Origin of the sequence: Rhizobium sp. Leaf311 (assembly GCF_001423445.1) — a bacterium.
Taxonomy (GTDB): domain Bacteria; phylum Pseudomonadota; class Alphaproteobacteria; order Rhizobiales; family Rhizobiaceae; genus Agrobacterium.
In genome coordinates this window covers 573,834-595,676 of sequence record NZ_LMNZ01000001.1, presented here as the reverse complement: position 1 = coordinate 595,676, position 21,843 = coordinate 573,834, and the positions used below count along the sequence as shown (strand labels likewise).

Sequence of the window (21,843 nt, the reverse complement as noted above, 5' to 3'; positions counted from 1 at the left end):
GATCCGTGCGCGCGGTTCATATTTTCGGCTTCTATGATTTAAAGCGGCAGAAAGGTCAAGAGGGCCATTGTTACGCTTGTGTCTGCCCGCTGCGTCTCGCCTACCGCATTTCCATGATGACGATGTCGATTGGCTCTCCTCCCACGCCATGGGAGAAGTATCCACGACTGACCAGCTTGAAGCCAAAGCTCTCGTAAAACCCTTGTGCATTGAGGGTCGACTCGACCCTGACCGGCCCCTGATGACCCATTTTCGCGACCTCGATGCCACGCTGCAGCAAGGCCCTGCCCAAGCCTCGCCCGGCGGCCTCAGGCACCAGAAACAGACGCGTGACTTCGCCACGGTCCGCATCAACGAAGCCCAGCAGTACGCCATCCTGCTCCGCAACGAATGTCCTGTTTTTCGTGATGACGTCTTCGTAATAGGCGGCGGTTCGATTTCCCATCCAGTTCACAAGCTGGTCACCGCTATAATGCGATTTGCCCAATGCCTTTATGGACTGCGCGGTAATATCGTAAAGCTGCTGCCCCTCACCCGGACGGGCGGGCCGCAGCTTGATCCCGTGCTGCAACTCATCTTCGCTCGTCATCAAAGACACTCTGTTTCGGCCAGACGCTCGACGATCATCACGCCCTGCTCAACAGCAGCTTGATGCCCGCAAAGCCAAAGAACAGCGCAAGCGTTGCCTCGATGGAGCGTTTGGACTTCTGATAGATGCGGATGGCGGGTGCCGTGGAAAACACCAGCGCATAGCCGCAGAAAATGGTGAGACCGAGCATGGCGCAACCGCCGATGATGGCGGCAAGGGTTGCGGTGCCAGCGCCCGGCTTGAGGCCGAGAGACATGATGGCAAGCCAGCCAAGCACGGCCTTGGGATTGGTCAGATGAAGCAAGAGGCCGCGACGATAGAGCTTGAGATAATCCGCTTTGCTGGTCGCCATTTCCCCGGGTTGGGCCGAAGACGCCTTGGCAAAGGCAGAGCGCGCGGACTTATAGGCCAGATAAAGAAGATACAGACCACCGGCAATCTTGATGACGAAAAGCGCGTTGGCAAAGGTCGCAAGCACGGCGGACAAGCCGGTAGCCGCCACAGTTGCCCAGCAGAGCGAGCCAGTCATGACGCCCAGCGCAAGCACGATTGCGGGCACCCTGCCCTGGCTCATGGCGATACCCATAATGGTCATGTTGCTGGGACCGGGGCTAGCGACGGCGATGATATAAGCCACGTAAACCAGTAAAAGCTGATGGAAATCGATCATCTGCGCCAAGCTTTCAAACATCACGATAAAACAATCAGGCTATTGAAGCGGCCTCGATGAGATTGTCAATTCCACGACGTCGAAAGCCAATCAGGGCGTCACCGTATCATTATGCAGCCTGAGCGATGTCGTCAAAAGCGGCGGCAGCGGCGTCCACCAGCCGGTGCGCAGGCCGGCGTGCCGCAGTGCGGAGGCCGTCCATGTGTTGCAGCCAAGCAGGGCGTTGAAATAGCCGACAGCTTCGAAAAATGCATCATCCCGGCCATAGGATTGCCCAAGCAGCGGCACCGGCTTCCCTTGCGGTCTCGCGAAACTGCCGAGGATGAAGCCAAGCAGCTTTTCATAATCCGCGTCTGACAGATCAAGCGCCATGACACCAGAATCGGCCAGCGGTATCTCCCCGGCAAGGGCGACATGCATGACCGATTGATCGAGCGTAACACCTTTGAACAGCGGCAGCGGTTTCAAATCCGCCCATGTTGGCGTCTCGGTGTAAAAGGCGCGTCCGCCCCAGCCGAAGACGAGATAGCGAACGCCCGGATAATCGATCTCCAGACTGCCCTCACGCAGAAAGGCAAAGCGGGCCAGAAGCTCTGATGTAACGGGCAGAGCGATATCGGTATGGATGGGGTTGCTGAGAATGAGGACGCGGCGGGGCGCCGCATCAGCTGAGGGCGATTCATTGCCAAAGATCGGCCGTGGCACGAGGGTGCCGCCAGCGATGCCAAGGATCAGCAGCGCCAGCAGAATGCATAGATGTTTGATGAACTTCACTCTGCATCACCTGCGCGGCTTTAGGAAACGGCGGCGTCTCATGACGCCGCCGGTATTCTGTATTTGCTCAGGCAGCCTTGACCTTGGCCTTGCGCACCAGATGGGTCACCACATTCTCAATCATCCGCATACCGGCATCGCCGCCCAGCGTCATGATCGATTCCGGGTGGAACTGCACAGCGGCCACGGGCTCCTTGCTGTGCTCGATACCCATGATGGTGCCATCTTCGCTTTCCGCCGTGATCATGAATTCGCGCGGTAGCGTGGCCGGGTCGGCGAAGATGGAATGGTAACGGCCAACCGTTACCTCCTTGCCGAGGCCCGAAAAGACGAGGCCGGGTTCCAGCACGCGGATGCGCGAAGGCTTGCCGTGCATGGGGACGGCAAGCTGACGAAGCTCACCACCATAGGCTTCCGCCAGCGCCTGAAGGCCGAGGCAGACGCCGAAGATCGGCAGGTCGCGAGCGCGGGCAGCCTTGATGGTCGCCTTGCAATCGAAATCGCTGGGGTTGCCGGGGCCGGGAGACAGAACGACCAGATCGGGTTGGAAGCGCTCGAACACTTCGGCCGCCACTGGGGAGCGAACGGTGGACACGGTGGCACCCGTCTGCCGGAAGTAGTTCGCCAGCGTGTGCACGAAGCTGTCTTCGTGGTCCACCAACAGGATTTTGACGCCCGTTCCCACCTTCGCGGCGTCGCGCTTGGTGCCGGCGGAGTTCTGGCCCTTTGCATCACGAATAGCAGAAATCATGGCGGATGCCTTCAATTCGGTTTCAGCTTCTTCTTCCTGAGGATTGGAATCATTGAGCAAAGTTGCCCCTGCCCGCACCTCAGCAATACCATCCTTGATGCGGATGGTGCGCAGCGTCAGGCCCGTGTTCATATCGCCATTGAAGCCAACCATGCCGATTGCCCCGCCATACCATGCGCGAGGGCTCTTTTCATGGGCTTCGATGAAGCGCATGGCCCAGAGTTTCGGCGCGCCGGTAACGGTCACGGCCCATGCGTGCGACAGGAAGCCATCGAAAGCGTCCATATCATCGCGCAGACGGCCCTCAATATGGTCTACCGTGTGGATGAGGCGTGAATACATCTCGATCTGGCGGCGACCGATGACCTTGACCGAGCCGGGTTCGCAGACGCGGCTCTTGTCGTTACGGTCCACATCCGAACACATGGTCAGTTCGGACTCGTCCTTCTTGGAATTGAGCAGCTTGAGGATCTGCTCGCTATCGGCAATCGGGTCATCGCCGCGCTTGATGGTACCCGAGATCGGGCAGGTCTCGATGCGGCGTCCGGACACGCGCACGAACATTTCCGGCGACGCGCCCACCAGATATTCCTGATGGCCCAGATTGATGAAGAAGGAATAGGGCGACGGATTGATGGCCTTCAGGCGGCGGGAAATCGCCGACGGGTTGCTCTCGCAACGCTCCATGAACTTTTGGCCGGGCACGACTTCGAAGAGATCGCCGCGGCGGAAGCTCTCCTTGGCCTTCGTCACCAGCTGCGAATATTCGCCGGGGTGATGGTCGCCGCGCGGCGGAATGGTATCTGTCGTCCGGAAAGGATCGGGCGCAATCTCTTCCGCCTTGCCGTGGGTGGTGACGCCGTCCTTTTCGAAGTCATAACGGTCGATCCACGCCTTTGCGGAATAATGGTCCACCACCAGAATCTCGTCCGGCAGGTAGAGAACCATGTCACGTTGGTCTTCAGGGCGCTGAAGCGAAAACTTGATGGCATCGAACTGGAAGGCCAGATCGTAGCCGAAGGCGCCGAACAGGCCGATGGCGGCATCCGCACTCGAATAGAAGAGGTCGACAATGGCGCGAAGCGCTGTGAAGACAGTCGGGATCTTGGAACGTTCTTCCTCGGTAAAGACGCGGTCGGGTTCATTGACCACGAGATCCAGCCTGCGGGCGGTCGATTCCCCCAATGTCAGATCTGGCGTTGCCTTCAGCTTCTCGGCAATGAAGGAGAGCAGCACTTCGCCGCGCCCGTTATAGGCTTCGATCCACATGTTGCGGCCAAAAGAGGAAATGCCAAGCGGTGGATCGATGATGGCCGTGTCCCAGCGGGTGTAACGACCGGGATATTCGTAATTGGATGAAAAGACGGCACCGCGGCGCTCGTCCAACCGTTCGACATAGCTGTCGATTGCCCCGGCATAATCGGCGGCGCGACGCTGACGGGAGACTTTAACGCCACCCTTCGTCTCGTAGGTTTCCGCGCCATCATCCTGAATGATCGTTACCATTTCTAAGCACTTCCCGTTTTTTCTGCCTGATAACATTCTGCCCGATGAGAGGCGGCATAATAACAAAAAAGCCGCCTGAGAATTCGGGCGGCTTGGACTTAGTCAAAGGACATAGGTGCTCAAGGCCGCGTAAAGCTGCCCCACCACCAGATAGCAATGTTCTTCGACATGATGTTCATGGCGCAAATTGTTAGCGCCAACGGTGTCTCATGGCAAGCGGATTTGCGTGAAGGCATGAACCGAAAGACAGCTCAGACGTTCAGGCTCTGCCGCAACAGGGGAGCGACCGCTCACATGCTTCATCGTCTCATCATCCTCGCAGCCAGCACGCTGCTGATCGCAGCCGCGCCGCCGCCACAGGATGTGCCCGTTCCGCAGCCCAAGCCAGGGCAGGAAACCCCCTCACCGACCCAGGCACCAGCCGATAATAAGAAAGAGGCCGAGCAACCGTCTCCCCCCGCTGAAAATGCCGTTCCAAAACCGGCGGAAAAGCCCGAGGAAAAACCGGAACCGGCACCTGAAGGTGAGAAGGCAAAGCCTGAACAGCCAAAGACGGACGAAGAGAAAAAGCCGCAAGAGCCTGCGCGCGAGCCCGTGAAGCCTGAAGATCCGGAAGAGCTGAAGGCCTGCCTTTCGCAGCTGCGTGAATTGGGCGCTGAATTCAAGGAGCTTCCCGCGATTCCCGGAGAAGAAGACGGCTGCGGCATCGCATCGCCGCTTGAGCTCTCCACCGTCATTCCCGGCATCAAGCTTGAGCCTGAGGGAACGATGCGCTGCGAAGCCGCTCTGGCACTGGCGCGGTGGGCAAAGGACGTGGTGGTGCCGACGGCGGCGATCGCGCTGCCAGACAAAAAGGTATCCGCCTTCGGCAACGCCTCGACTTATGTCTGCCGCAACCGCAACAGCGCCGAAACCGGCAAGATTTCCGAGCACGCCAAAGGCAGCGCCGTCGATATCGCCACCCTTGCCTTCGACAAGGGCGAACCACTGGTCATGAAACCGCGTGAGGAAGACGGGACAATGGAGGGCGCGTTCCAACGCACTATAACCACTGCCGCCTGCCTGTTTTTCAAGACCGTCCTCTCGCCCGGCAGCGACGCCACCCATCAGGATCACCTGCATCTCGATGTACTCGAACGCAAGGGCGGGTATTTATACTGCCGGTAAAAGACTGGCGGCGTAGCACCGCCAGTTCTGCGCTTGATATGTCGATCAGAATTTCTGGGTCAGAGAAATCTTGAACGACCGGCCCGGCTCCGAATAGAAATCGACCGGCTGGTTGGTCGATGACACCGAGCCCGGGTTGATATCCCTGACGCCGACAGCATTCCAATACTTCCGGTCAAACAGATTATAGACACCCGCCTGAATACGCAGGCCCTTTGTCTGCTCAGGCTCCCACCAACCGGTCAGGTTGAAGATACCGTAGCCGGGAGCATCGAATGTGTTGGACTTGCCATCGTCCCGCATGTTCGAGGAGAATATCCCCGTAAGCTCCGAGCCCCATGTTTCCTGCGCGTAGCCAAGTCCGACAATGGATTTAAAAGGCGCAACCGTGCGGATGAGCTCGTCATTGTCGGTGTCCTTGCCATAGGCATAGGCAAGCGATGCATGCGCGAAAAAGCCATTCGCCAGATCCTTTCGCACCTTGGCTTCTACGCCGGAAATTTCCACATGTTCCAGGTTCCGATAGGAAAACAACTGGCCATTGCCCCTGCCACCGAAGCCCGGGAAAAGCGTCGTGAATGACGTCTCCTGCTCGATGAAGTTTTTGTACTTGTTGTGGTATAGCGTCACGCTGCCTGAAAGATCGCCGCTATCAAACTTGGCACCGATTTCAAAGCCGTTGCTGGTCTCGGGTTTCAAAGAAGAGTTGCCGATGACAGCGTATCCTGAACTGATATTTGAGAAGTTCAAATAGAGTTCGTTCACGGTTGGCGCACGATAGGCCATCGCCCATTGGGCAAAGAGCTGAACCTGCGGCGTCAGATCATAGGTCGCCAGCAGCTTTGGAGAGAAGCGGGATCCGCTGTTGCCGGTTGGCAGGCCGAAGGTGTTGTAACCGCTATTGGTTGAGACCGAGCCATCCGGATCATAATCATAGGCATCGAAACGCAAACCGGGTGTCAGCTTGAAATTGCTCGACCCGAAGCCAAGTTCATCTTCAAGATAAAGGCCAAGGCTTTTGCCGTCCACATCAGGCATATCAGACTGCGAGGCCGCAGACGATCCGCCTGTGTTGAGGTAAACGGCGTTGCTGAAATCGGAAATCCAGGCATTTCCGCCGAACCGGATGGTGTGGCTGACGCTGCCGACCTCGAAGCCGGATTCGAGACCTCCGACAAGTCCGAAGCGGTTGTCTCTCAGGCTGTCTTCGCGGATATAAAGCGAATTGTTGGTCAGACGGTCGCCCGAGCCGGATACCTTGTCCAGCCGCGTCCAGTAAAGCGAAAGATCGGCTGCGTCGATCAGGCTGTCGGTAGACGGTGCTTCATATTGATAGTCCAGCGAAACGCGATCACGCTCGGTGTCCTCATGGCCGTCATAATCATCGATCCGGTAGGTGGACGTTGAAACGTTGGAGCCTTGAAGCGTTTTCAGGTCTGTTCTGGTTCGCAGCGAAAAGCGTTCCGCCGTCAGACCGATGCGGTGACCGCCTTCCAGATCCTGCCGGATCTTGAACATCAGGTTACTCTCGTAAGTATCGGCCGGATTGGGTGTCGTGCGACGTGTGCCGTAAATATCTGCGCTGCCGCGGTTATCTGCCTCATTCCCACGCTTGTAGGAGCCCTGGAACAAAACCGAAGTATTCTCTATTTTTTTGGCGACCGCCAGCGAACCACCAAAGCTCTTGTCCTCTGTGTCGTAGGTGGTCTTGGCAACACCGCCCCAGTCCCTGTCAGCTCCGATGAGATCGTCAGCTTCCAGAGTGCGAAGCACCAGCGCGCCGCCCAATGCCCCGGAACCGGCGCGGCTGGAATCGGCGCCACGCACCACATCGATGGATGAGAGCGAGGAAAAATCGAAACTTGAGTTCGTGTTGCTCAAGGTCGTCGTCGCCGTTCCCTGACGGGCAAAGTTTTCGAAAAACGGAACAGGGATGCCATCGATCAGCGTGGTGACCCGCGCCCCGCCCAGACCACGAATGAACAGACCACCAGGCTTGCCTGGCTTGGAATTGACGAAATCGACCCCGGCTTCTGTCGTCTTTCCCAAATCCTTGAGGCTGTCGATGTCTTTTTTGCGGATCTCTTCTGCACCGGTCGAGCTGGCGAGAGGCGTATTGCCAGCGGCATCGCTTGCCTTGATGCGTTTTCCCTTGATGACAATCCTCTCCAGCACGGTGGCGCTTTCATTCGCTGCCTGATCCGTAGCCTGCTGTGCGCCGGCAGAATGAACGGAAAGAAGTGTCATCGCCGTGCAGACAAGCAAAGCTGATTTGGATCGCCCAATGGTCATCATTCACCCCTAAATTCGAGCGCACGAAAGCGCACGGCAACGCGAGGCGCTGACGCGGAGTGGCTCGATACATACCCATAATTTTTACGGCTTTGGCCGTATCGGAGAGTTAAAAAACATGACTTTGGATGTCAACAAATAAAACATGATTCAAAGGATCATGTTTACGCCGGACAACAATGTTGCGAAAATGTGACAGGCAGAAACTACGCCATTGTGACGTCGGTTCGGGCAAAACAAAAACGCGAACATGAGGCTGATCAATAAGAACGCGCGATGGGATCAACCTTGGAATGAGTGGGCGGGGCCCTTGAAGCAGCAATGGCGGCCAACTAGATCATTGCCGCAAACGAAGTCGAAACCAGTCGAAGACGAGAGACGCAGATGAAATCCCTTGAACTGCTTGTTGAAAGAATCATTCTCTCCAGCCGTTGGCTGCTGGTGGCATTCTATCTGGGGCTGGTTGCTGCACTCGCTGTCTATGCGCTGTCCTTCGCCTTCAAATTTCTCAAAATCGCCCAGAATGTCTTCGTTTACACGGACGCCGAGATGATCCTTGCCATGCTGGCCTTGATCGATGCGGCGCTGGTGGCAAGCCTGATCGTGATGGTGATGATTTCCGGATATGAGAATTTTGTCAGCCGTTTCGACGAAGGCGAAGACAAGGTTTCCTTCCTGGGCAAGCTCGATGCGGGCAGCCTGAAAATCAAGGTTGCCTCATCCATCGTCGCCATATCATCCATTCATCTGCTGCAAATATTCCTGAATGCAAACCAGTACAGCGACAGCAAGCTGATGTGGTTTACGATCATACATTTGGCTTTTGTCATTTCTGCGGTCATGCTGGGCTTTCTTGAGAAACTGATGTCCAAACCCAAGGCCGCGCAGGACAGTGCCAACATCTAATCCTTTTCACATCTTTTGTGACAGTAAATAGCTGTCGACAAAGGACGTTGGTTACTTCCATATCGATGCATTTGATTTAAAACAGTTCATACGGAGGTGATGAAGCGCGAACCAAACTTGAAATTAAAACTGGATTTTCAAGATAATTCGTATATTTGTTACCGTTAACATATCGCGGCATTATCAACGAAACGATCATGATCACACTCGAACGGCAATCGCTACTGAGTAAGGAATTGTCGGCAGCGGAAAGCCGTCCTCGGTGGCTGCAGGTGCTGCAAGCGGTTGCCAAGGAATTCGGTTTCTCACATGTCGGGCTCATGCGTTTTCCCAAAGCGGATGACGAGCTGCTTTCCGCAGTCCTGGTGGAAACAACCATTCCTTTGCGTTTCATCCGTGAATTTGATCAGAAGCGTCTCCTGCGGTACTGCCCTATTCTGCCAAAAGTCGAGATATCCTTGATGCCGCAAGGCTGGTCTCTGGATGATATCGAGGGCTCGGACACCAAGGTGAAATCCTTAGGGACGCTGCTGTCACAATACGGCATCAAAAACGGGCTTATCATTCCCACAAATTCGCTCAACGGCGAACGCTACCTCATTCGTTTTGAAGGCGACTGTGCGCCGCTCTGCCAGATTGCGCTCAACGAAATCGGCATGATCGCACTCCATGCCTTCGACGTGTATGAGCGTATGCGGCGTACGGAGATGACTGCGCCGCGCAAGCTGACCAAACGCGAACTGGAAGTTATCCGCTGGACATCGCAGGGCAAGACATCCGTTGAAATCGGCCACATCCTCTCGCTGTCGGATCACACCATCAACGCCTATCTGAACAATGCCATCCGCAAACTCGATTGCGTCAATCGCACGCAACTCGTTGCCAAGGCGATCCGCCTCAAACTAATCAGCTGACGCTTCGATACGAAGCGCCAGCCATTGGCGATCAGCGATCCAGCACGGAGCGCAGTTCCACAAGGTTCGAACGAACTCTCAACACATAAAAGCCCATGGTCGCCAGATGCGATGGCATGATCCATCCGCCCTCGTCACCGTTGGAGATGATGAGCGGCTGGATGCGCAATGCGGCGCGCGTCTGCAACAGCGTATCGTTCCAGAGGCTTGTCAGGTTCCGTTCACGGATAACCTGGGAGAAGTCCGCTCCCGCTGCGGCCAGAATGCCGTAATAGCCATAGAGCTGACCATAGGCGAACCAGAACCTGTCGTCGGCGCGCGTATCGAACCAGCCGCCATTGTAATTCTCCGAACGCTCACGCAGGATTGCGGATGTTCCGCCGATGTCGTTGGCGATGCGGTCGATGAACTGGATGAGGTTGTCGGCACGTCCGTCAAACACCGAATTGCACTGCGCCAGGCTGGTGTTGAACATCCGCAGGCTTTCCGCAGCGGAGCGATAGTAGCTCGGGCTCGGTGTTTTTGGGCCGAATGGATCAAGACCGAAATACCAGGAATATTCATCGAACTGAAGGTTACCGCGCGCTTTCTGCAAATTGGCGTCAATGCCAGATGTGCCACGGACGCGACCAAGCGAATCCACCAGCTCAACCGATGTCCGGCGAACGGCCTGATTGACCCCGCGCTGGAACGACGCCTTGTTGTCGAGGAACGGCGTGTTATCCCAATCGATGCCGAACAAGCCAGCGCGATACAGCAGCATGGAAGAAATCCAGGCATTCTGATCGACGTTGAAATCGATCAACCCTGCGGCAACATCAACGATGGCCGAACTCTGGCAGCTTCTCGCCGCAGGTGCTGCAGGTGCTGCAGGGGCAGCCTCAGTTGTGGATGCAGCAGGCGTGGGCGCTGCTGCTGCAGGCAATTCCTGTCCGGCACCAAGCGTGCGTTCGGAGAGTTTGTAACTGGCAACATAATCCGGGTTGAAGTTCGACCAGACCTGCGTCTGCCAGAAGAAATAGCCGTAAAGACCGACCAGCAGAACCACCGCTGCAGCAATCGGGATCTTTATCAATCCGTTGCGGTTCGTGTACCAGCCATGCGCCGCTCTCAAAGGCCAGAACAGCCATGCAATCGCCATGGAGGCACCTCTTCCAAACGCGGAGAACATGCGCCTGAAAAACGCGATAACCGGATCGAGCATCGTTCAACTCCCCTGAGCGCAGCGGCCCAAACCGGGCACAATGCGTAATCTACCACGACGAACATCTCCAGCGTGACAGATACGCGACGCCAGGATGGGACAATCGTTCCGCTCTCAAAGGCGGACCGGCTGTCACCTCACATATGGTGATCAGATGCGCGATACAACGGAGGATCTCATGTTTTTCCCGCTCCGGTTTCGATGATCTTCGCTTCCGATCGCTCGAAATGGCGCGCCAGGGCATCTTCCAGCCTGATTTTGCGCCGGTCCACGTCCTGCATGGTAACGGCGCCTTTTGCGTGAAGTGTCAGCAAATGGTGGAAAGGACCCGGCCTTGGCGGGTGCTCCATGTCATCACCTGCCTGCGAGAAGAGCCGCAGATCTTCCAGCAGCGGCTGTAACGAGCCGTAGGCGACATCATGAAGCATGATGCAGCGTTCGGCTTCGATGGAGACCGCATTCAGCAAGTGGGAATAGATCGACACGCCATCATTCAGTGCGTCAATCATATCGCCAAACAGGATCGCCTGGCGGTCCAGAACGTCGCGCTCATCGTTCAAGGCCTTGCGCTCCGCCAGAACGGCGTCCCGGCGCCCGGCCGCATCATTCCTGTCCGCTGACCACCTGTCGGATTGCGTGTCGTCTGTCGATGTGGAAATCCTGCGCTCAAGCGTTGCCACAGTTGCTGCAAGCTCCCGGTCACGCTGGCGTGCATCGTCAATCGAAAGGACGACCTTGCGGCGCGCCTCCATGATCGCCTCAAGGCGCGCCTCACACCGCGTCACGAGGGGCGCTGACGTTTCCTTGCAACCCTTCAAAACCCGATAAACGACAGCGGCCTGGGCAAGGATGACCTGCACACTCTCGGCGACGGCAAGCCGTCTTTGGCGCGAAGCCCTGAAGGAGTTGCGGGGCTTTCGCGTAAAAAACGCCAGAAATCGTTCTTTGCGCGTAACGTCGTCGGCCCTGTCAAAGGCCAGGTAAGCCGCACCGATGCGCGCGGACAATCCTTGGATGACCCGACGGCTGTCTGCCGCAAAGGTGTTTTTGGCATCCAGCATCTCCCCGAGAAGCGCCGCATCTGCTTCCAATGCTGCATCCGGCGAGGATGGTTGCGTTGCTTCAACGGATTGGGCCAACTTGGCGCACAGCTCTTCGACAATCCGGCCAGCGGCTGTGGTCTTCTCAAACTGGGCGTCAAAAGATGGCGTTCGTGCCATGAAGGGTCGTCTCCCGAATCGCTGCTGTGCAAAAAGGCCGCTCATATAAATATGCGCAGCCTTTTCTCAATCCGGGAGTGGAAACCGGTTACTTTCAGAGATTAAGCTTGGCGATCTCTTCGTCCAGCTTTTCGCGTGCCTTTTTCGGCAGCTTGCCGGCTTTTACGGCCTCGATGTTGGCCGGCGCATCACCAACGACGACGAGGGCCACCATGCCCATGCCGACATGCGGCGTGCATTTGAAGACATAGGCGCCTTCCTTCTCAATCGTCACTTTAAGGGCTTCGTTCATCTTGCCCTTATATTCCTCGACACCATCGGGAATGAGGCCTTTGACGGCTGCGGCGTCGTGACCCTTGTCGACGGGCGTGAAGGTGATGACATCTCCAATATTGGCCTTGACCGCAGCGGGCTCAAAAACCATTGCCTGACCGTCCGACCCCTTGTTGAGCATCTTGATCTCGATATCTGCCGCCTGAACCGGGAAGACGAAAAACCCGGCGACGGCGGCGCTGGTCAGAAGGCGAAGGACGTTTGTATTCAGCATGGGATCATACTCCTGAACGAAACCGCGATGGCGGTCTTTCCGTTGCAGGTCCTACTCCGGCAGCCGGTGGCCTTCTTTGACCAAAATCAAACCAGCGGACAGTCGTCGTTGGAATGGGACGCGCGGTGCCATTTCCTGAGCATCACGCGCCTTCGATTGCCTCCACCCAGTGCCGCCGGCAGAAGGACACATATTTCTCGTTGCCGCCGACATCGATCTGCGCGCCTTCCTTGACGATCTTCCCCTGCGAATCGAAACGCGCGACCATGGTGGCCTTGCGTCCACAATGGCAAATCGTGCGGATTTCACGCAATTCATCGGCAATCGCCAGTAATTCTCTGGAGGCCGGAAACAGCTTTCCCTGAAAATCGGTGCGTAGGCCGTACGCCATGACGGGGATTCCAAGCCTGTCTGCGATGCGCGCCAATTGCCAGACGTGGTGCTCGGAAAGAAAGTTGGCCTCATCGATAAAGACGCAGGCCACCGGCTCCTGTGCGTGCAGACGCTCAACTTCCTGGAAGATATCGGTGGCGTCATCGAATACCAGCGCATCCGAGGAAAGACCGATGCGCGATGCGACCTTGCCGATACCGGCGCGATTATCGAATGCAGCCGTAAAGATGAGGGTGCGCATCCCCCGCTCCTGGTAATTATAGGAGGCTTGCAAAAGCATGGTGGACTTGCCAGCGTTCATTGCCGCATAGTTGAAATAGAGCTTGGCCATCATGCCCTCCGGATCCTGCGTTCAGCGCCTTTTGCAGGCTAGTCCACGCCAAGAGCAAGAGAGTGGCGGCGAAAAACACAGGTTTCGACAAAGAGCGCAGCCATTGAGTGCATTCTATTTTAATGCAACGTGTCGCAAACTGCGCTTGAATGCACGCAAATGCACATGAGTTGATTGTCGGCTCAAGATATTGATAATGGCGGGGAACTTAAAAACAGGGAGTAAGCAATGCTTGCAAAAAATCACCGCTGTCTGGCGCTCGCCGCAGCCGTTTCTGCAATGGCACTCTTCACCACGACGGCCTCTGCGGCAGAACCCGCCAGTTGTGGCACGGTCCGCTTCTCGGATGTCGGCTGGACAGACATCACCGCAACCACTGCGACCGCCTCTGTTATTCTAAAAAGCCTCGGCTATGAAACAGACGTCAAGATTCTTTCCGTCCCGGTGACCTATACCTCCCTGAAGAACAAGGACATCGACGTCTTCCTCGGCAACTGGATGCCGACGATGGAGGGCGACATCAAGGCCTATCGCGAAGACAAATCCGTCGAAACGGTTCGCGAAAACCTGACCGGCGCGAAGTATACGCTGGCCACGAACAGCAAGGGTGCCGAACTCGGCATCAAGGATTTCAAGGATATCGCTGCCCACAGCGATGATCTGGGCGGCAAGATCTACGGCATCGAGCCCGGCAATGACGGCAACCGCCTCATTCTGGGAATGGTAGAGAAGGACACGTTCGGGCTCAAGGACTTCCAGGTGGTGGAATCGTCCGAGCAGGGAATGCTTTCCCAGGTGGCGCGCGCCGAGAAATCCGGCGACCCTATCGTCTTCCTCGGCTGGGAACCCCACCCGATGAACTCCAATTTCAAGCTGACCTACCTGACCGGCGGTGACGACGTCTTCGGCCCCAACCTTGGTGGCGCAACAATCCATACCAATGTGCGCGCAGGCTATCTGCAGGAATGCCCAAATGTGGCAACCTTCCTCAAGAACCTGCAGTTCACCCTTCCTATGGAAAACGAAATCATGGGCAAGATCCTCAACGACGGGATGGAGGGTGAAGCCGCCGCAACGGAGTGGCTGAAAGCCAATCCAGCCGCCATTGAGCCATGGCTTGCAGGCGTAAAAACGAAAGACGGCAGTCAGGATGCTCTGGCCGCCGCAAAGAAGAGCATTGGGCTATAAGCATTTCATAGAATGTATTGAACACGTCTTCCGACTGATGGCGGTCGGAAGACGACCATGACTCCGTTCACGAAAGGTTTGCTCTTACCGTGGAATGGCTCAGCGCTTCTGAAAATCGTCTCCCGATCGGTCGATACGCCAAGGATGCGGTCGACTGGTTGACCGGAAATCTTTCCTTCTTTTTCGACTGGTTATCCTTCATCTTCGAAAGCGTCATCGACGCTCTGCTCTACCTGCTACAGGCACCGCATCCGCTCATCATCGTTGCCATACTCACGGCACTCTCGGCATGGATGCGGCGCTCTATCGGAATGCCTCTGTTTACGGCGCTCGGACTGCTCCTCATCATCAATCTGGGATATTGGAAGGCAACGACCGAAACCCTCGCACTTGTCATCGCCGCCAGCGTTGTGTGTATGCTTGTCGGCGTCCCACTCGGCATCTTCGCGGCACGTCGAAAATGGGTCTATGCCGTCATGCGCCCCGCGCTCGACCTCATGCAGACCATTCCCACTTTTGTCTATCTTATTCCAGCGCTTGTCCTTTTCGGACTTGGAATGGTCCCCGGCCTGATCGCAACGGTCATCTTTGCTCTCCCCGCCCCCATCCGTCTGACGCGCCTTGGCATCATTTCCACACCGCCGGCCCTGGTCGAAGCAGCCGTGGCATTTGGCGCCACACCGGGCCAGGTGTTGCGCAAAGTGGAGCTGCCCTTCGCCACGCCACAGATCATGGCGGGGCTGACACAGACCATCATGCTTTCCCTGTCGATGGTGGTCATTTCCGCGCTCGTTGGCGCAAACGGGCTTGGCGTACCGGTGGTGCGGGCTCTCAACACCGTCAACATCGCCATGGGCTTTGAAGCAGGGCTTTGCATCGTCATCGTCGCGATCATTCTCGACCGCCTGTTCCGCCTGCCTGGATCGGAGGAAGAAGCATGAGCGACGCGATCATATTCGAAAATGTCGATATCATCTTTGGTGACAATCCATCCAAGGCTCTCCAGCTTCTCGATGCGGGAAGGACACGGGCCGAAATCAACGCACAGACCGGACTCGTTCTGGGTGTTGCCAACGCATCGCTGACCGTCAGGGAAGGTGAGATTCTCGTTCTCATGGGATTGTCCGGTTCGGGGAAATCAACCCTTCTGCGTGCCGTCAATCGTCTTGCTCCCGTCGCTCGCGGAAAGGTCAGCGTAAAGACGCCATCCGGCTATATCGATCCCTATGCGACCTCAACGAAAGCATTGCGGGACTTACGGACCCATACGGTTTCCATGGTCTTCCAGCAATTCGGCTTGCTGCCATGGCGCAATGTTGCAGACAATGTGGGTTTCGGCCTGGAGCTTTCCGGTATGCGAGAGACTGACCGGAAGAAGCGCGTTGCCGAACAACTGGAACTCGTCAATCTCTCCGATTGGGCAGACCGGAAGGTCGGGGAACTATCGGGCGGGATGCAGCAACGAGTCGGCCTGGCCCGCGCATTTGCGACGGGCGCGCCGATTCTGTTGATGGACGAACCCTTTTCCGCTCTCGATCCGTTGATCAGGAGCCGGTTGCAGGACGAATTGCTGGAATTCCAGAGTCGATTGAAGAAGACGATTCTCTTCGTGAGCCACGATCTGGACGAGGCCTTCCGCATCGGCAACCGTATTGCCATGATGGATGGGGGACACATCATCCAGTGCGGGACACCGCAGGAAATCGTCAAGGATCCGTCCAACCAATATGTTGCGGACTTCGTCCAGAACATGAACCCGATTTCCATGTTGACCGCCGCAGACGTGATGCAGGCGGGCGTCACCGCCAACAATGCCGGGCTCCCCGTCTCGGGAACGGCCAAGCCAAGCTCGCCTCTGGTCGATATTCTCGACACGATGGCGAAGCAGCCAGGGGCCATTGGTATCGTGGACAACGGGGTGGTCGTTGGAACTGTCAGCGCCGATGACATCGTTCGAGGGTTGACGCTGCACCGCAAGAAATGAGAAAATCCTGCGACGTCGTCCGCGGCGTCGCAGCTTCCAGATCGACCGAACGAGTCGAACACAACCCGCCGCAAGCAACTTCTCACACCCTGCGATTGCCAAACAGACCTCACACTGAGTTGAGATCTGTCAGACCGGATGCGCCAGCGCGGAGTGCTGCAGTGCGAAATCTAGGTAGCTGAATAAAAAATTAATAATTATGACCCGCAAAAAGCTGTAGCGGGGAATTGAAATTATTTGCCAATTTTGACGTAAAATTAGCAAATTCGACCAAGCGAGCCTGATACTGGCCATATTAGCAGAACATTCGACTATTTTTTTGAAAGGAAGCGCAGATGCAACCGAATTTTATTCGTTGCTAATAAAGGCTGGCCTGTACCTTATATTTAGGTATATACAACGGTCTTACCGAATTGATACACTTAGGCCATATAAACTTTCGTTTTTGCCATTGAGACGGTCCGGGGCGGGCTTCACTCAGGAGAAGTGAGAATATGAAAACAGAATCTCTTTCAGAACAATCTACTGCGGCAGCGGGCCTTCTTTCCGCGATGGCAAACCCGAAAAGGCTGATGATATTGTGCAGCCTCGTTGAGGGCGAAGTGCCAGTCGGCGTGCTCGCCACCCAGGTAGGCCTGAGCCAGTCGGCGCTTTCCCAGCACCTTTCCAAGCTGCGCGCTCAGCGTCTCGTCAAGACCCGTCGCGACGCCCAGACCATCTACTATTCCAGCACTTCCGAATCCGTCAAAAAGATCCTTGCGACGCTGGAAAACATCTATTGCGAGCCTGCAGCGTCTGACGCCGAGAAGACCGCAGCTTGAAGATCTGAGCCACACCGGTATCTGGCTGCTTCATTAAAGCGCCCAGTGCCGGTCCGGTTTGGACAACTTCTCAAAAGCGTATCTACGCTTGGTTTGTCAGGGTGCAGAAGCCATCTGCATCTTGAGATTGGTGGCAGCTCGGGCGTAGCCACCCTCTCCCCCATCGACGAAATGCATATGATCTTTCGACAAGGGAGACGGCACGATACAGGTCATCAGCGCCGTATCCTGTTCATGCAGCCCGTAGAAACAGATCCCTTCCCTTGCAGCACCTTCAAGCCGTGACTTGATCTTCTTCAGCCTCTCGCCGTCGACATCGACGGTCATTTTCAGGCCATCATCGAATTTTCGGAAATCCGTATTGCTGGCAACGGCGCGTTTGTATTGAATGGGGTCAAACCGGCCAACCGGCTTTTTCAACGCGTAGAGGACGGCGATCAGCACCGTCTGAAACATGACCCAAGCACCATTTCGCAGCTGTGATACGCGGTCGCGGTAAGCTGAAAGAGCACTCGCTTCCAGCAACAGGCCCTCGCGAATGAAGCCGAGCGCCGGCCCTTCGACCGGTATCGGATGTCCGCCTCGTCCGTCTTCATTCGCCAGAGCCACGATCTCGGCAACGATTTCCCGGAATGCCAGCTCATCGCCTTTGGGTCCAGGCAGCGCAATTATCGATACCACGTGTCCTTGAGTTGCCTTTATCGGATTCCAGCGACAGGAAAGGCCGGTCAAATCCGGACGCTCACCCTTGCCTGCTTGCTGGATCAGAAAAGCTCCCTGCTTCATCTGCTCGTCAGCCCAATGGTTGCCGCCGCCGGAGAACATGGCGTAGGAAACATCCGGGCTGGCCTTGAGCCGCGCCACGCGCACATCCAGACCATTGTCACGAATGGCCGAAACGGGCACGATGGCAGCACGCAGTGTCAGGCCGATATCGTCCGCCACCCAGCTCTGCACTTTCGACAGCGCCTCGCGCGCCGCCTCGATCTGTTGCGATGGAATGGCGATTGCGGCACCGTCCCCTCCGAAGACGAAGGGAAGATCGTGACGTCCCAGCGCGTTGAGGACGCCGGAAATGACGCCAGCCCCGGCCATGTTGACCGCCTTGTAACGTCCGGCATCGATAGCGCCGGTCGAGTCGATCACATCAGCCAGCGCCAGTGCCCAGCCATCCGGCAAGGCACGATAAAGCGTGGGGTCCGCCACATCCTCGAAATGCAGGAAGACCGGCAGGTTTTTCAAAAATTCGTCGTCAGGCGATATCATCATGACATTATCCTACTCCGTGCGACGAAAAGCCAGATATATCGCTGGATCGAGGGGCGGCCAGGCCGGTGCATTTCCCTCACAGAGGATTTACGCTGACAAGGCGGATTTGGATCAAACACGACTTGCGAAATCGCGTCCGGCGAGTATGACGGGAAAAGGATGTCGGAAGTCAAACATGAAACGACACCGTGTTGCCTGGAGGTACGGCTGATCTGCGCTGTCCAAAGCGCCCGTCCTCCCGCGATTCATCCGGGACACGCCCAAACCAAGGAGAGACCAGAATGAAACTCAAGATTCTATCGGGCCTGACGCTCGCCGCTTCGGTTGCCTTCGCACCATTGGCCCATGCAGAGATCGTCATCGGTCTTATTGCACCATTGACGGGTCCGGTTGCAGCATACGGCGATCAGGTGAAGAACGGCGCGCAGACCGCAGTCGACGTCATCAACAAAAATGGCGGCATTCTGGGCGAACAGGTCGTGTTGAAGCTGGCCGATGATGGTGGCGAACCCAAGCAGGGTGTATCGGCCGCCAACCAGCTGGTTGCAGAAGGCATTCGCTTCGTCGTCGGTCCGGTCACGTCGGGTGTCGCCATTCCCGCTTCGGACGTCTTTGCCGAGAACGGTATCCTGATGGTAACGCCGACAGCGACCGCCCCTGACTTGACAAACCGCGACCTGTGGAACGTGCTGCGCACCTGCGGTCGCGACGACCAGCAGGCTGAAGTCGCCGGCAAGCTTGTGCTGGCACAGTTGAAGGACCGCCGCATCGCCATTATCCACGACAAGGGCGCATATGGCAAAGGCCTGGCGGACTCGTTCAAGAAGACCCTCAATGACGGTGGCGTGACAGAAGTCTTTTATGATGCCCTGACGCCGGGCGAGAAGGATCTGAGCGCGCTCACGACGCGCCTCAAGTCCGAGAATGTCGATGTCGTCTATTTCGGCGGCTACCACCCGGAAGCCGGTCTTCTGGTTCGCCAGTTGAATGATTCCGGCGCGAAGGCAACGGTTATCGGCGGTGACGGCCTCTCCAACTCCGAATTCTGGAGCATCGGCGGCAATGCAGCAGCTGGTACCATCTTCACCAACGCAGCCGACGCCACCAAGAGCGCCGATTCCAAGGCGGCAGCAGACGCGCTGAAGGCAGCCAATATTCCTGCTGAAGCCTTTACGCTCAATGCCTACGCCGCTGTAGAAGTACTGAAGGCCGGTATCGAAAAGGCTGGAAGTGCAGAGGATTCTGAAGCCGTTGCAAAGGCTCTGAAATCCGGCGAAGGCGTTCCAACAGCCATCGGCAAGCTGACCTATGGCGAAACCGGCGACCTCAGCTCGCAGGCGTTCTCGCTGTACAAGTGGGAAAACGGCAAGATCGTTTCCGCAGAATAAGACGCGGTGCTATTGAGAGACGTAACCGGGTGCGACCTTCGCGCCCGGTTATTTTTTTGGGGCTTCAATCAATCATGCCCCGTCATTGCAGATTGCGGAACTGGACAAGCCATGGGCAGGTCTGGCTTACTCTGCACCACAAGAAACCCGGATGAGGTACAGAATGGCATCGGCACTCGCGCGCAAGATCGATCAGGGAACAGCTCGGGAAAAAGCCGATATCGTTTTGAAAGGTGGCCGCTTCTTCGATCTGGTGACCGGCGAACTGGTGGCGTCAGACATCGCGATCTGCGGTGATACGATCATCGGCACCTGCGAGAATTACGAGGGCGTCGACGTCATCGACATCACCGGCAAGATCGTCGTGCCCGGTTTTATCGATACGCATCTTCATATCGAATCGTCTCTGGTCACACCGCATGAATTTGACCGATGCGTGCTTCCCTATGGCGTAACCACGGTCATCTGCGACCCGCATGAAATCGCCAATGTTCTGGGCGCAGAGGGCATTCAGTTCTTCCTGGATTCGTCGCTGGAAACGATCATGGACCTCCGCGTGCAGCTCTCCTCCTGCGTGCCCGCGACCCATCTGGAAACATCCGGTGCGGATTTGCCAATTGAAAAGCTTCTGCCATTTCGCCAGCATCCAAGCGTCATCGGCCTTGCCGAGTTCATGAATTTTCCCGGTGTCATCCACAAGGACCCGGTCTGCATGGCCAAGCTTGAGGCGTTCCAGGGCCAGCACATAGACGGCCATGCCCCGCTTTTGTCCGGCACCGCCTTGAACGGTTACCTGTCAGCGGGGATCCGCACCGAGCATGAATGCACGACGGCAACCGAAGCGCTGGAGAAAATCCGCAAGGGAATGCATATTCTGGTCCGCGAGGGCTCGGTTTCCAAGGACCTCAACGCGCTGATGCCGCTGATTACGGAGCGGCTTTCCCCCTATCTGGCTCTGTGCACGGATGATCGCAACCCGCTCGACATAGCCGAACAGGGCCACCTCGATTACATGATCCGCACTGCCATCGCGAATGGTGTCGAGCCGCTTGCCATCTATCGCGCCGCCTCGATTTCTGCTGCCCGGGCTTTCGGCCTGCGGGACCGTGGCCTTGTCGCTCCGGGCTGGCGCGCGGATCTCGTCGTTATCGATACGCTGCAGAACTGCAAGGCAAGCATGGTCTTTTCCGCCGGTCGCCGAGTTACGGATGAGCTTTTTGCCAGCCGCAAGCCCGTGCAGCCGGTCGGTCTCGATAGCGTAAAAGCGCGCCCGGTGCAGGCGTCGCATTTCGGCGTCGCAGCAACGGAGGGCGAAACGCCAGTCATCGGCGTCATGCCCGGCAAGATCATCACGGAACATCGCCGCTATACCCTGCCGACGGATGGAAACCAGACGAGCATCGATCTGGAGAACGATATCATCAAGGTCGCGGTCATCGAGCGCCACGGCAAGAATGGCAATCACGCAAACGGTTTCGTGCAGGGTTTCGGTCTCAAGAAGGGGGCGATTGCCTCCACCGTCGGCCATGACAGCCACAATATCTGCGTCGTCGGCGTCAGCGAGGATGACATGGCGCAAGCCGCGAACCGCCTGGGTGAAATCAAGGGCGGCTTTGTGGTGGTTGAAGATGGCAAGATCACCGGCGAGATTGCCCTGCCCGTTGCAGGCCTCATGAGCCTTGAACCTTACGAGACCGTGCGTGACACGCTCCACAGCTTGCGAAAGGCGGCCTACGCGCTCGGGACCACCCTGGAAGAACCTTTCCTGCAGGTGGCATTCCTGCCCCTGCCCGTCATTCCTCATTTGAAGATATCGGACATGGGGATGGTGGATGTTGATCAGTTTGCACTGATAGACACTGTTTCCAAGTAACGAAGGATAAATAATATAAAGCTTTGCTCATGTTAAATTAAGACAGTTCGGCTAAT

At 56.7% G+C, this 21,843-nt stretch carries 19 protein-coding genes; 9 read left to right on the top strand and 10 right to left on the bottom strand.

The window, feature by feature from the left end:
* Positions 1-100: 100 nt before the first annotated feature.
* From ASF69_RS02805 to ASF69_RS02790, 4 genes are all read right to left on the bottom strand, one after another.
* The gene (locus ASF69_RS02805; protein ID WP_062585079.1) at positions 101-589 is read right to left on the bottom strand and encodes a GNAT family N-acetyltransferase; all 489 of its coding nucleotides are present in this window, start codon (positions 587-589) and stop codon (positions 101-103) included.
* Between the two features lie 37 nt (positions 590-626).
* The gene (locus ASF69_RS02800) at positions 627-1,280 is read right to left on the bottom strand and encodes a LysE family translocator (RefSeq protein WP_244475385.1); all 654 of its coding nucleotides are present in this window, start codon (positions 1,278-1,280) and stop codon (positions 627-629) included.
* A gap of 69 nt (positions 1,281-1,349) precedes the next feature.
* Positions 1,350-2,033 carry a TIGR02117 family protein gene (locus tag ASF69_RS02795; protein WP_062585077.1) on the bottom strand — a complete coding sequence of 228 codons (684 nt, stop codon included), beginning with the start codon at positions 2,031-2,033 and terminating at the stop codon, positions 1,350-1,352.
* A gap of 67 nt (positions 2,034-2,100) precedes the next feature.
* Positions 2,101-4,290, bottom strand: coding sequence for an anthranilate synthase (locus ASF69_RS02790; RefSeq protein ID WP_062585074.1), 2,190 nt, complete (start codon positions 4,288-4,290; stop codon positions 2,101-2,103).
* Between the two features lie 294 nt (positions 4,291-4,584).
* On the opposite strand from ASF69_RS02790, the gene ASF69_RS02785 reads away from it, so the two are divergent.
* Positions 4,585-5,457, top strand: a complete 873-nt coding sequence (locus tag ASF69_RS02785; RefSeq protein WP_062585627.1) for an extensin family protein — start codon at positions 4,585-4,587, stop codon at positions 5,455-5,457.
* A gap of 45 nt (positions 5,458-5,502) precedes the next feature.
* Here ASF69_RS02785 and ASF69_RS02780 read toward each other — a convergent pair whose 3' ends face one another.
* Positions 5,503-7,749, bottom strand: coding sequence for a TonB-dependent hemoglobin/transferrin/lactoferrin family receptor (locus tag ASF69_RS02780; protein WP_062585623.1), 2,247 nt, complete (start codon positions 7,747-7,749; stop codon positions 5,503-5,505).
* A 384-nt stretch (positions 7,750-8,133) separates the two neighbouring features.
* On the opposite strand from ASF69_RS02780, the gene ASF69_RS02775 reads away from it, so the two are divergent.
* Both ASF69_RS02775 and ASF69_RS02770 read left to right on the top strand, forming a co-directional pair.
* The gene (locus tag ASF69_RS02775) at positions 8,134-8,655 is read left to right on the top strand and encodes a TIGR00645 family protein (RefSeq protein WP_062585073.1); all 522 of its coding nucleotides are present in this window, start codon (positions 8,134-8,136) and stop codon (positions 8,653-8,655) included.
* 197 nt (positions 8,656-8,852) lie between these two features.
* Positions 8,853-9,569 (top strand): LuxR C-terminal-related transcriptional regulator, encoded by a 717-nt coding sequence (locus tag ASF69_RS02770; RefSeq protein WP_062585071.1) that lies wholly within the window; start codon positions 8,853-8,855, stop codon positions 9,567-9,569.
* 31 nt (positions 9,570-9,600) lie between these two features.
* Here the strand turns inward: ASF69_RS02770 and ASF69_RS02765 are convergent, their stop codons facing one another.
* The 4 genes from ASF69_RS02765 to ASF69_RS02750 all read right to left on the bottom strand — a co-directional run bounded on the left by ASF69_RS02765 (position 9,601) and on the right by ASF69_RS02750 (position 13,264).
* Positions 9,601-10,773: a DUF2333 family protein gene (locus ASF69_RS02765; RefSeq protein ID WP_062585069.1), complete on the bottom strand. Its 1,173-nt coding sequence runs from the start codon at positions 10,771-10,773 to the stop codon at positions 9,601-9,603.
* Positions 10,774-10,949: 176 nt separating this feature from the next.
* Positions 10,950-11,993, bottom strand: coding sequence for a hypothetical protein (locus ASF69_RS02760; protein WP_156461969.1), 1,044 nt, complete (start codon positions 11,991-11,993; stop codon positions 10,950-10,952).
* Between the two features lie 94 nt (positions 11,994-12,087).
* Complete coding sequence (locus ASF69_RS02755) at positions 12,088-12,540, bottom strand: pseudoazurin (protein ID WP_062585066.1); 453 nt, start codon at positions 12,538-12,540, stop codon at positions 12,088-12,090.
* Positions 12,541-12,682: 142 nt separating this feature from the next.
* Complete coding sequence (locus tag ASF69_RS02750) at positions 12,683-13,264, bottom strand: thymidine kinase (protein WP_062585621.1); 582 nt, start codon at positions 13,262-13,264, stop codon at positions 12,683-12,685.
* Between the two features lie 279 nt (positions 13,265-13,543).
* On the opposite strand from ASF69_RS02750, the gene ASF69_RS02745 reads away from it, so the two are divergent.
* The 4 genes from ASF69_RS02745 to ASF69_RS02730 all read left to right on the top strand — a co-directional run bounded on the left by ASF69_RS02745 (position 13,544) and on the right by ASF69_RS02730 (position 17,257).
* Positions 13,544-14,452 carry a choline ABC transporter substrate-binding protein gene (locus tag ASF69_RS02745; RefSeq protein ID WP_244475384.1) on the top strand — a complete coding sequence of 303 codons (909 nt, stop codon included), beginning with the start codon at positions 13,544-13,546 and terminating at the stop codon, positions 14,450-14,452.
* 89 nt (positions 14,453-14,541) lie between these two features.
* Complete coding sequence (gene choW / locus ASF69_RS02740) at positions 14,542-15,393, top strand: choline ABC transporter permease subunit (RefSeq protein WP_062585063.1); 852 nt, start codon at positions 14,542-14,544, stop codon at positions 15,391-15,393.
* Positions 15,390-16,436, top strand: a complete 1,047-nt coding sequence (gene choV, locus ASF69_RS02735; protein WP_062585061.1) for a choline ABC transporter ATP-binding protein — start codon at positions 15,390-15,392, stop codon at positions 16,434-16,436. Before choW ends, choV begins: the two co-directional genes overlap by 4 nt.
* A 494-nt stretch (positions 16,437-16,930) precedes the next feature.
* The gene (locus ASF69_RS02730; RefSeq protein WP_062585059.1) at positions 16,931-17,257 is read left to right on the top strand and encodes a metalloregulator ArsR/SmtB family transcription factor; all 327 of its coding nucleotides are present in this window, start codon (positions 16,931-16,933) and stop codon (positions 17,255-17,257) included.
* A 96-nt stretch (positions 17,258-17,353) separates the two neighbouring features.
* Here the strand turns inward: ASF69_RS02730 and ASF69_RS02725 are convergent, their stop codons facing one another.
* Entirely contained in the window at positions 17,354-18,523 is a 1,170-nt protein-coding gene (locus ASF69_RS02725) for a DUF3095 domain-containing protein (protein ID WP_062585619.1), read from the bottom strand.
* 284 nt (positions 18,524-18,807) lie between these two features.
* On the opposite strand from ASF69_RS02725, the gene ASF69_RS02720 reads away from it, so the two are divergent.
* Entirely contained in the window at positions 18,808-19,914 is a 1,107-nt protein-coding gene (locus tag ASF69_RS02720) for a branched-chain amino acid ABC transporter substrate-binding protein (protein ID WP_062585058.1), read from the top strand.
* A gap of 163 nt (positions 19,915-20,077) precedes the next feature.
* Positions 20,078-21,787, top strand: a complete 1,710-nt coding sequence (gene ade / locus ASF69_RS02715) for an adenine deaminase (RefSeq protein WP_062585056.1) — start codon at positions 20,078-20,080, stop codon at positions 21,785-21,787.
* Positions 21,788-21,843 lie beyond the last annotated feature (56 nt).

Bases quoted from the DNA above. Each gene is read 5' to 3' on its own strand.
- ade (WP_062585056.1), top strand. From the start codon at position 20,078: ATGGCATCGGCACTCGCGCGCAAGATCGATCAGGGAACAGCTCGGGAA.
- ASF69_RS02775 (WP_062585073.1), top strand. From the start codon at position 8,134: ATGAAATCCCTTGAACTGCTTGTTGAAAGAATCATTCTCTCCAGCCGT.
- ASF69_RS02760 (WP_156461969.1), bottom strand. From the start codon at position 11,993: ATGGCACGAACGCCATCTTTTGACGCCCAGTTTGAGAAGACCACAGCC.
- ASF69_RS02725 (WP_062585619.1), bottom strand. From the start codon at position 18,523: ATGATATCGCCTGACGACGAATTTTTGAAAAACCTGCCGGTCTTCCTG.
- ASF69_RS02730 (WP_062585059.1), top strand. From the start codon at position 16,931: ATGAAAACAGAATCTCTTTCAGAACAATCTACTGCGGCAGCGGGCCTT.
- ASF69_RS02750 (WP_062585621.1), bottom strand. From the start codon at position 13,264: ATGGCCAAGCTCTATTTCAACTATGCGGCAATGAACGCTGGCAAGTCC.
- ASF69_RS02745 (WP_244475384.1), top strand. From the start codon at position 13,544: ATGGCACTCTTCACCACGACGGCCTCTGCGGCAGAACCCGCCAGTTGT.
- choV (WP_062585061.1), top strand. From the start codon at position 15,390: ATGAGCGACGCGATCATATTCGAAAATGTCGATATCATCTTTGGTGAC.
- ASF69_RS02800 (WP_244475385.1), bottom strand. From the start codon at position 1,280: ATGTTTGAAAGCTTGGCGCAGATGATCGATTTCCATCAGCTTTTACTG.
- ASF69_RS02785 (WP_062585627.1), top strand. From the start codon at position 4,585: ATGCTTCATCGTCTCATCATCCTCGCAGCCAGCACGCTGCTGATCGCA.
- ASF69_RS02790 (WP_062585074.1), bottom strand. From the start codon at position 4,290: ATGGTAACGATCATTCAGGATGATGGCGCGGAAACCTACGAGACGAAG.
- ASF69_RS02720 (WP_062585058.1), top strand. From the start codon at position 18,808: ATGAAACTCAAGATTCTATCGGGCCTGACGCTCGCCGCTTCGGTTGCC.
- ASF69_RS02805 (WP_062585079.1), bottom strand. From the start codon at position 589: ATGACGAGCGAAGATGAGTTGCAGCACGGGATCAAGCTGCGGCCCGCC.
- ASF69_RS02770 (WP_062585071.1), top strand. From the start codon at position 8,853: ATGATCACACTCGAACGGCAATCGCTACTGAGTAAGGAATTGTCGGCA.
- ASF69_RS02765 (WP_062585069.1), bottom strand. From the start codon at position 10,773: ATGCTCGATCCGGTTATCGCGTTTTTCAGGCGCATGTTCTCCGCGTTT.
- ASF69_RS02780 (WP_062585623.1), bottom strand. From the start codon at position 7,749: ATGACCATTGGGCGATCCAAATCAGCTTTGCTTGTCTGCACGGCGATG.
- ASF69_RS02755 (WP_062585066.1), bottom strand. From the start codon at position 12,540: ATGCTGAATACAAACGTCCTTCGCCTTCTGACCAGCGCCGCCGTCGCC.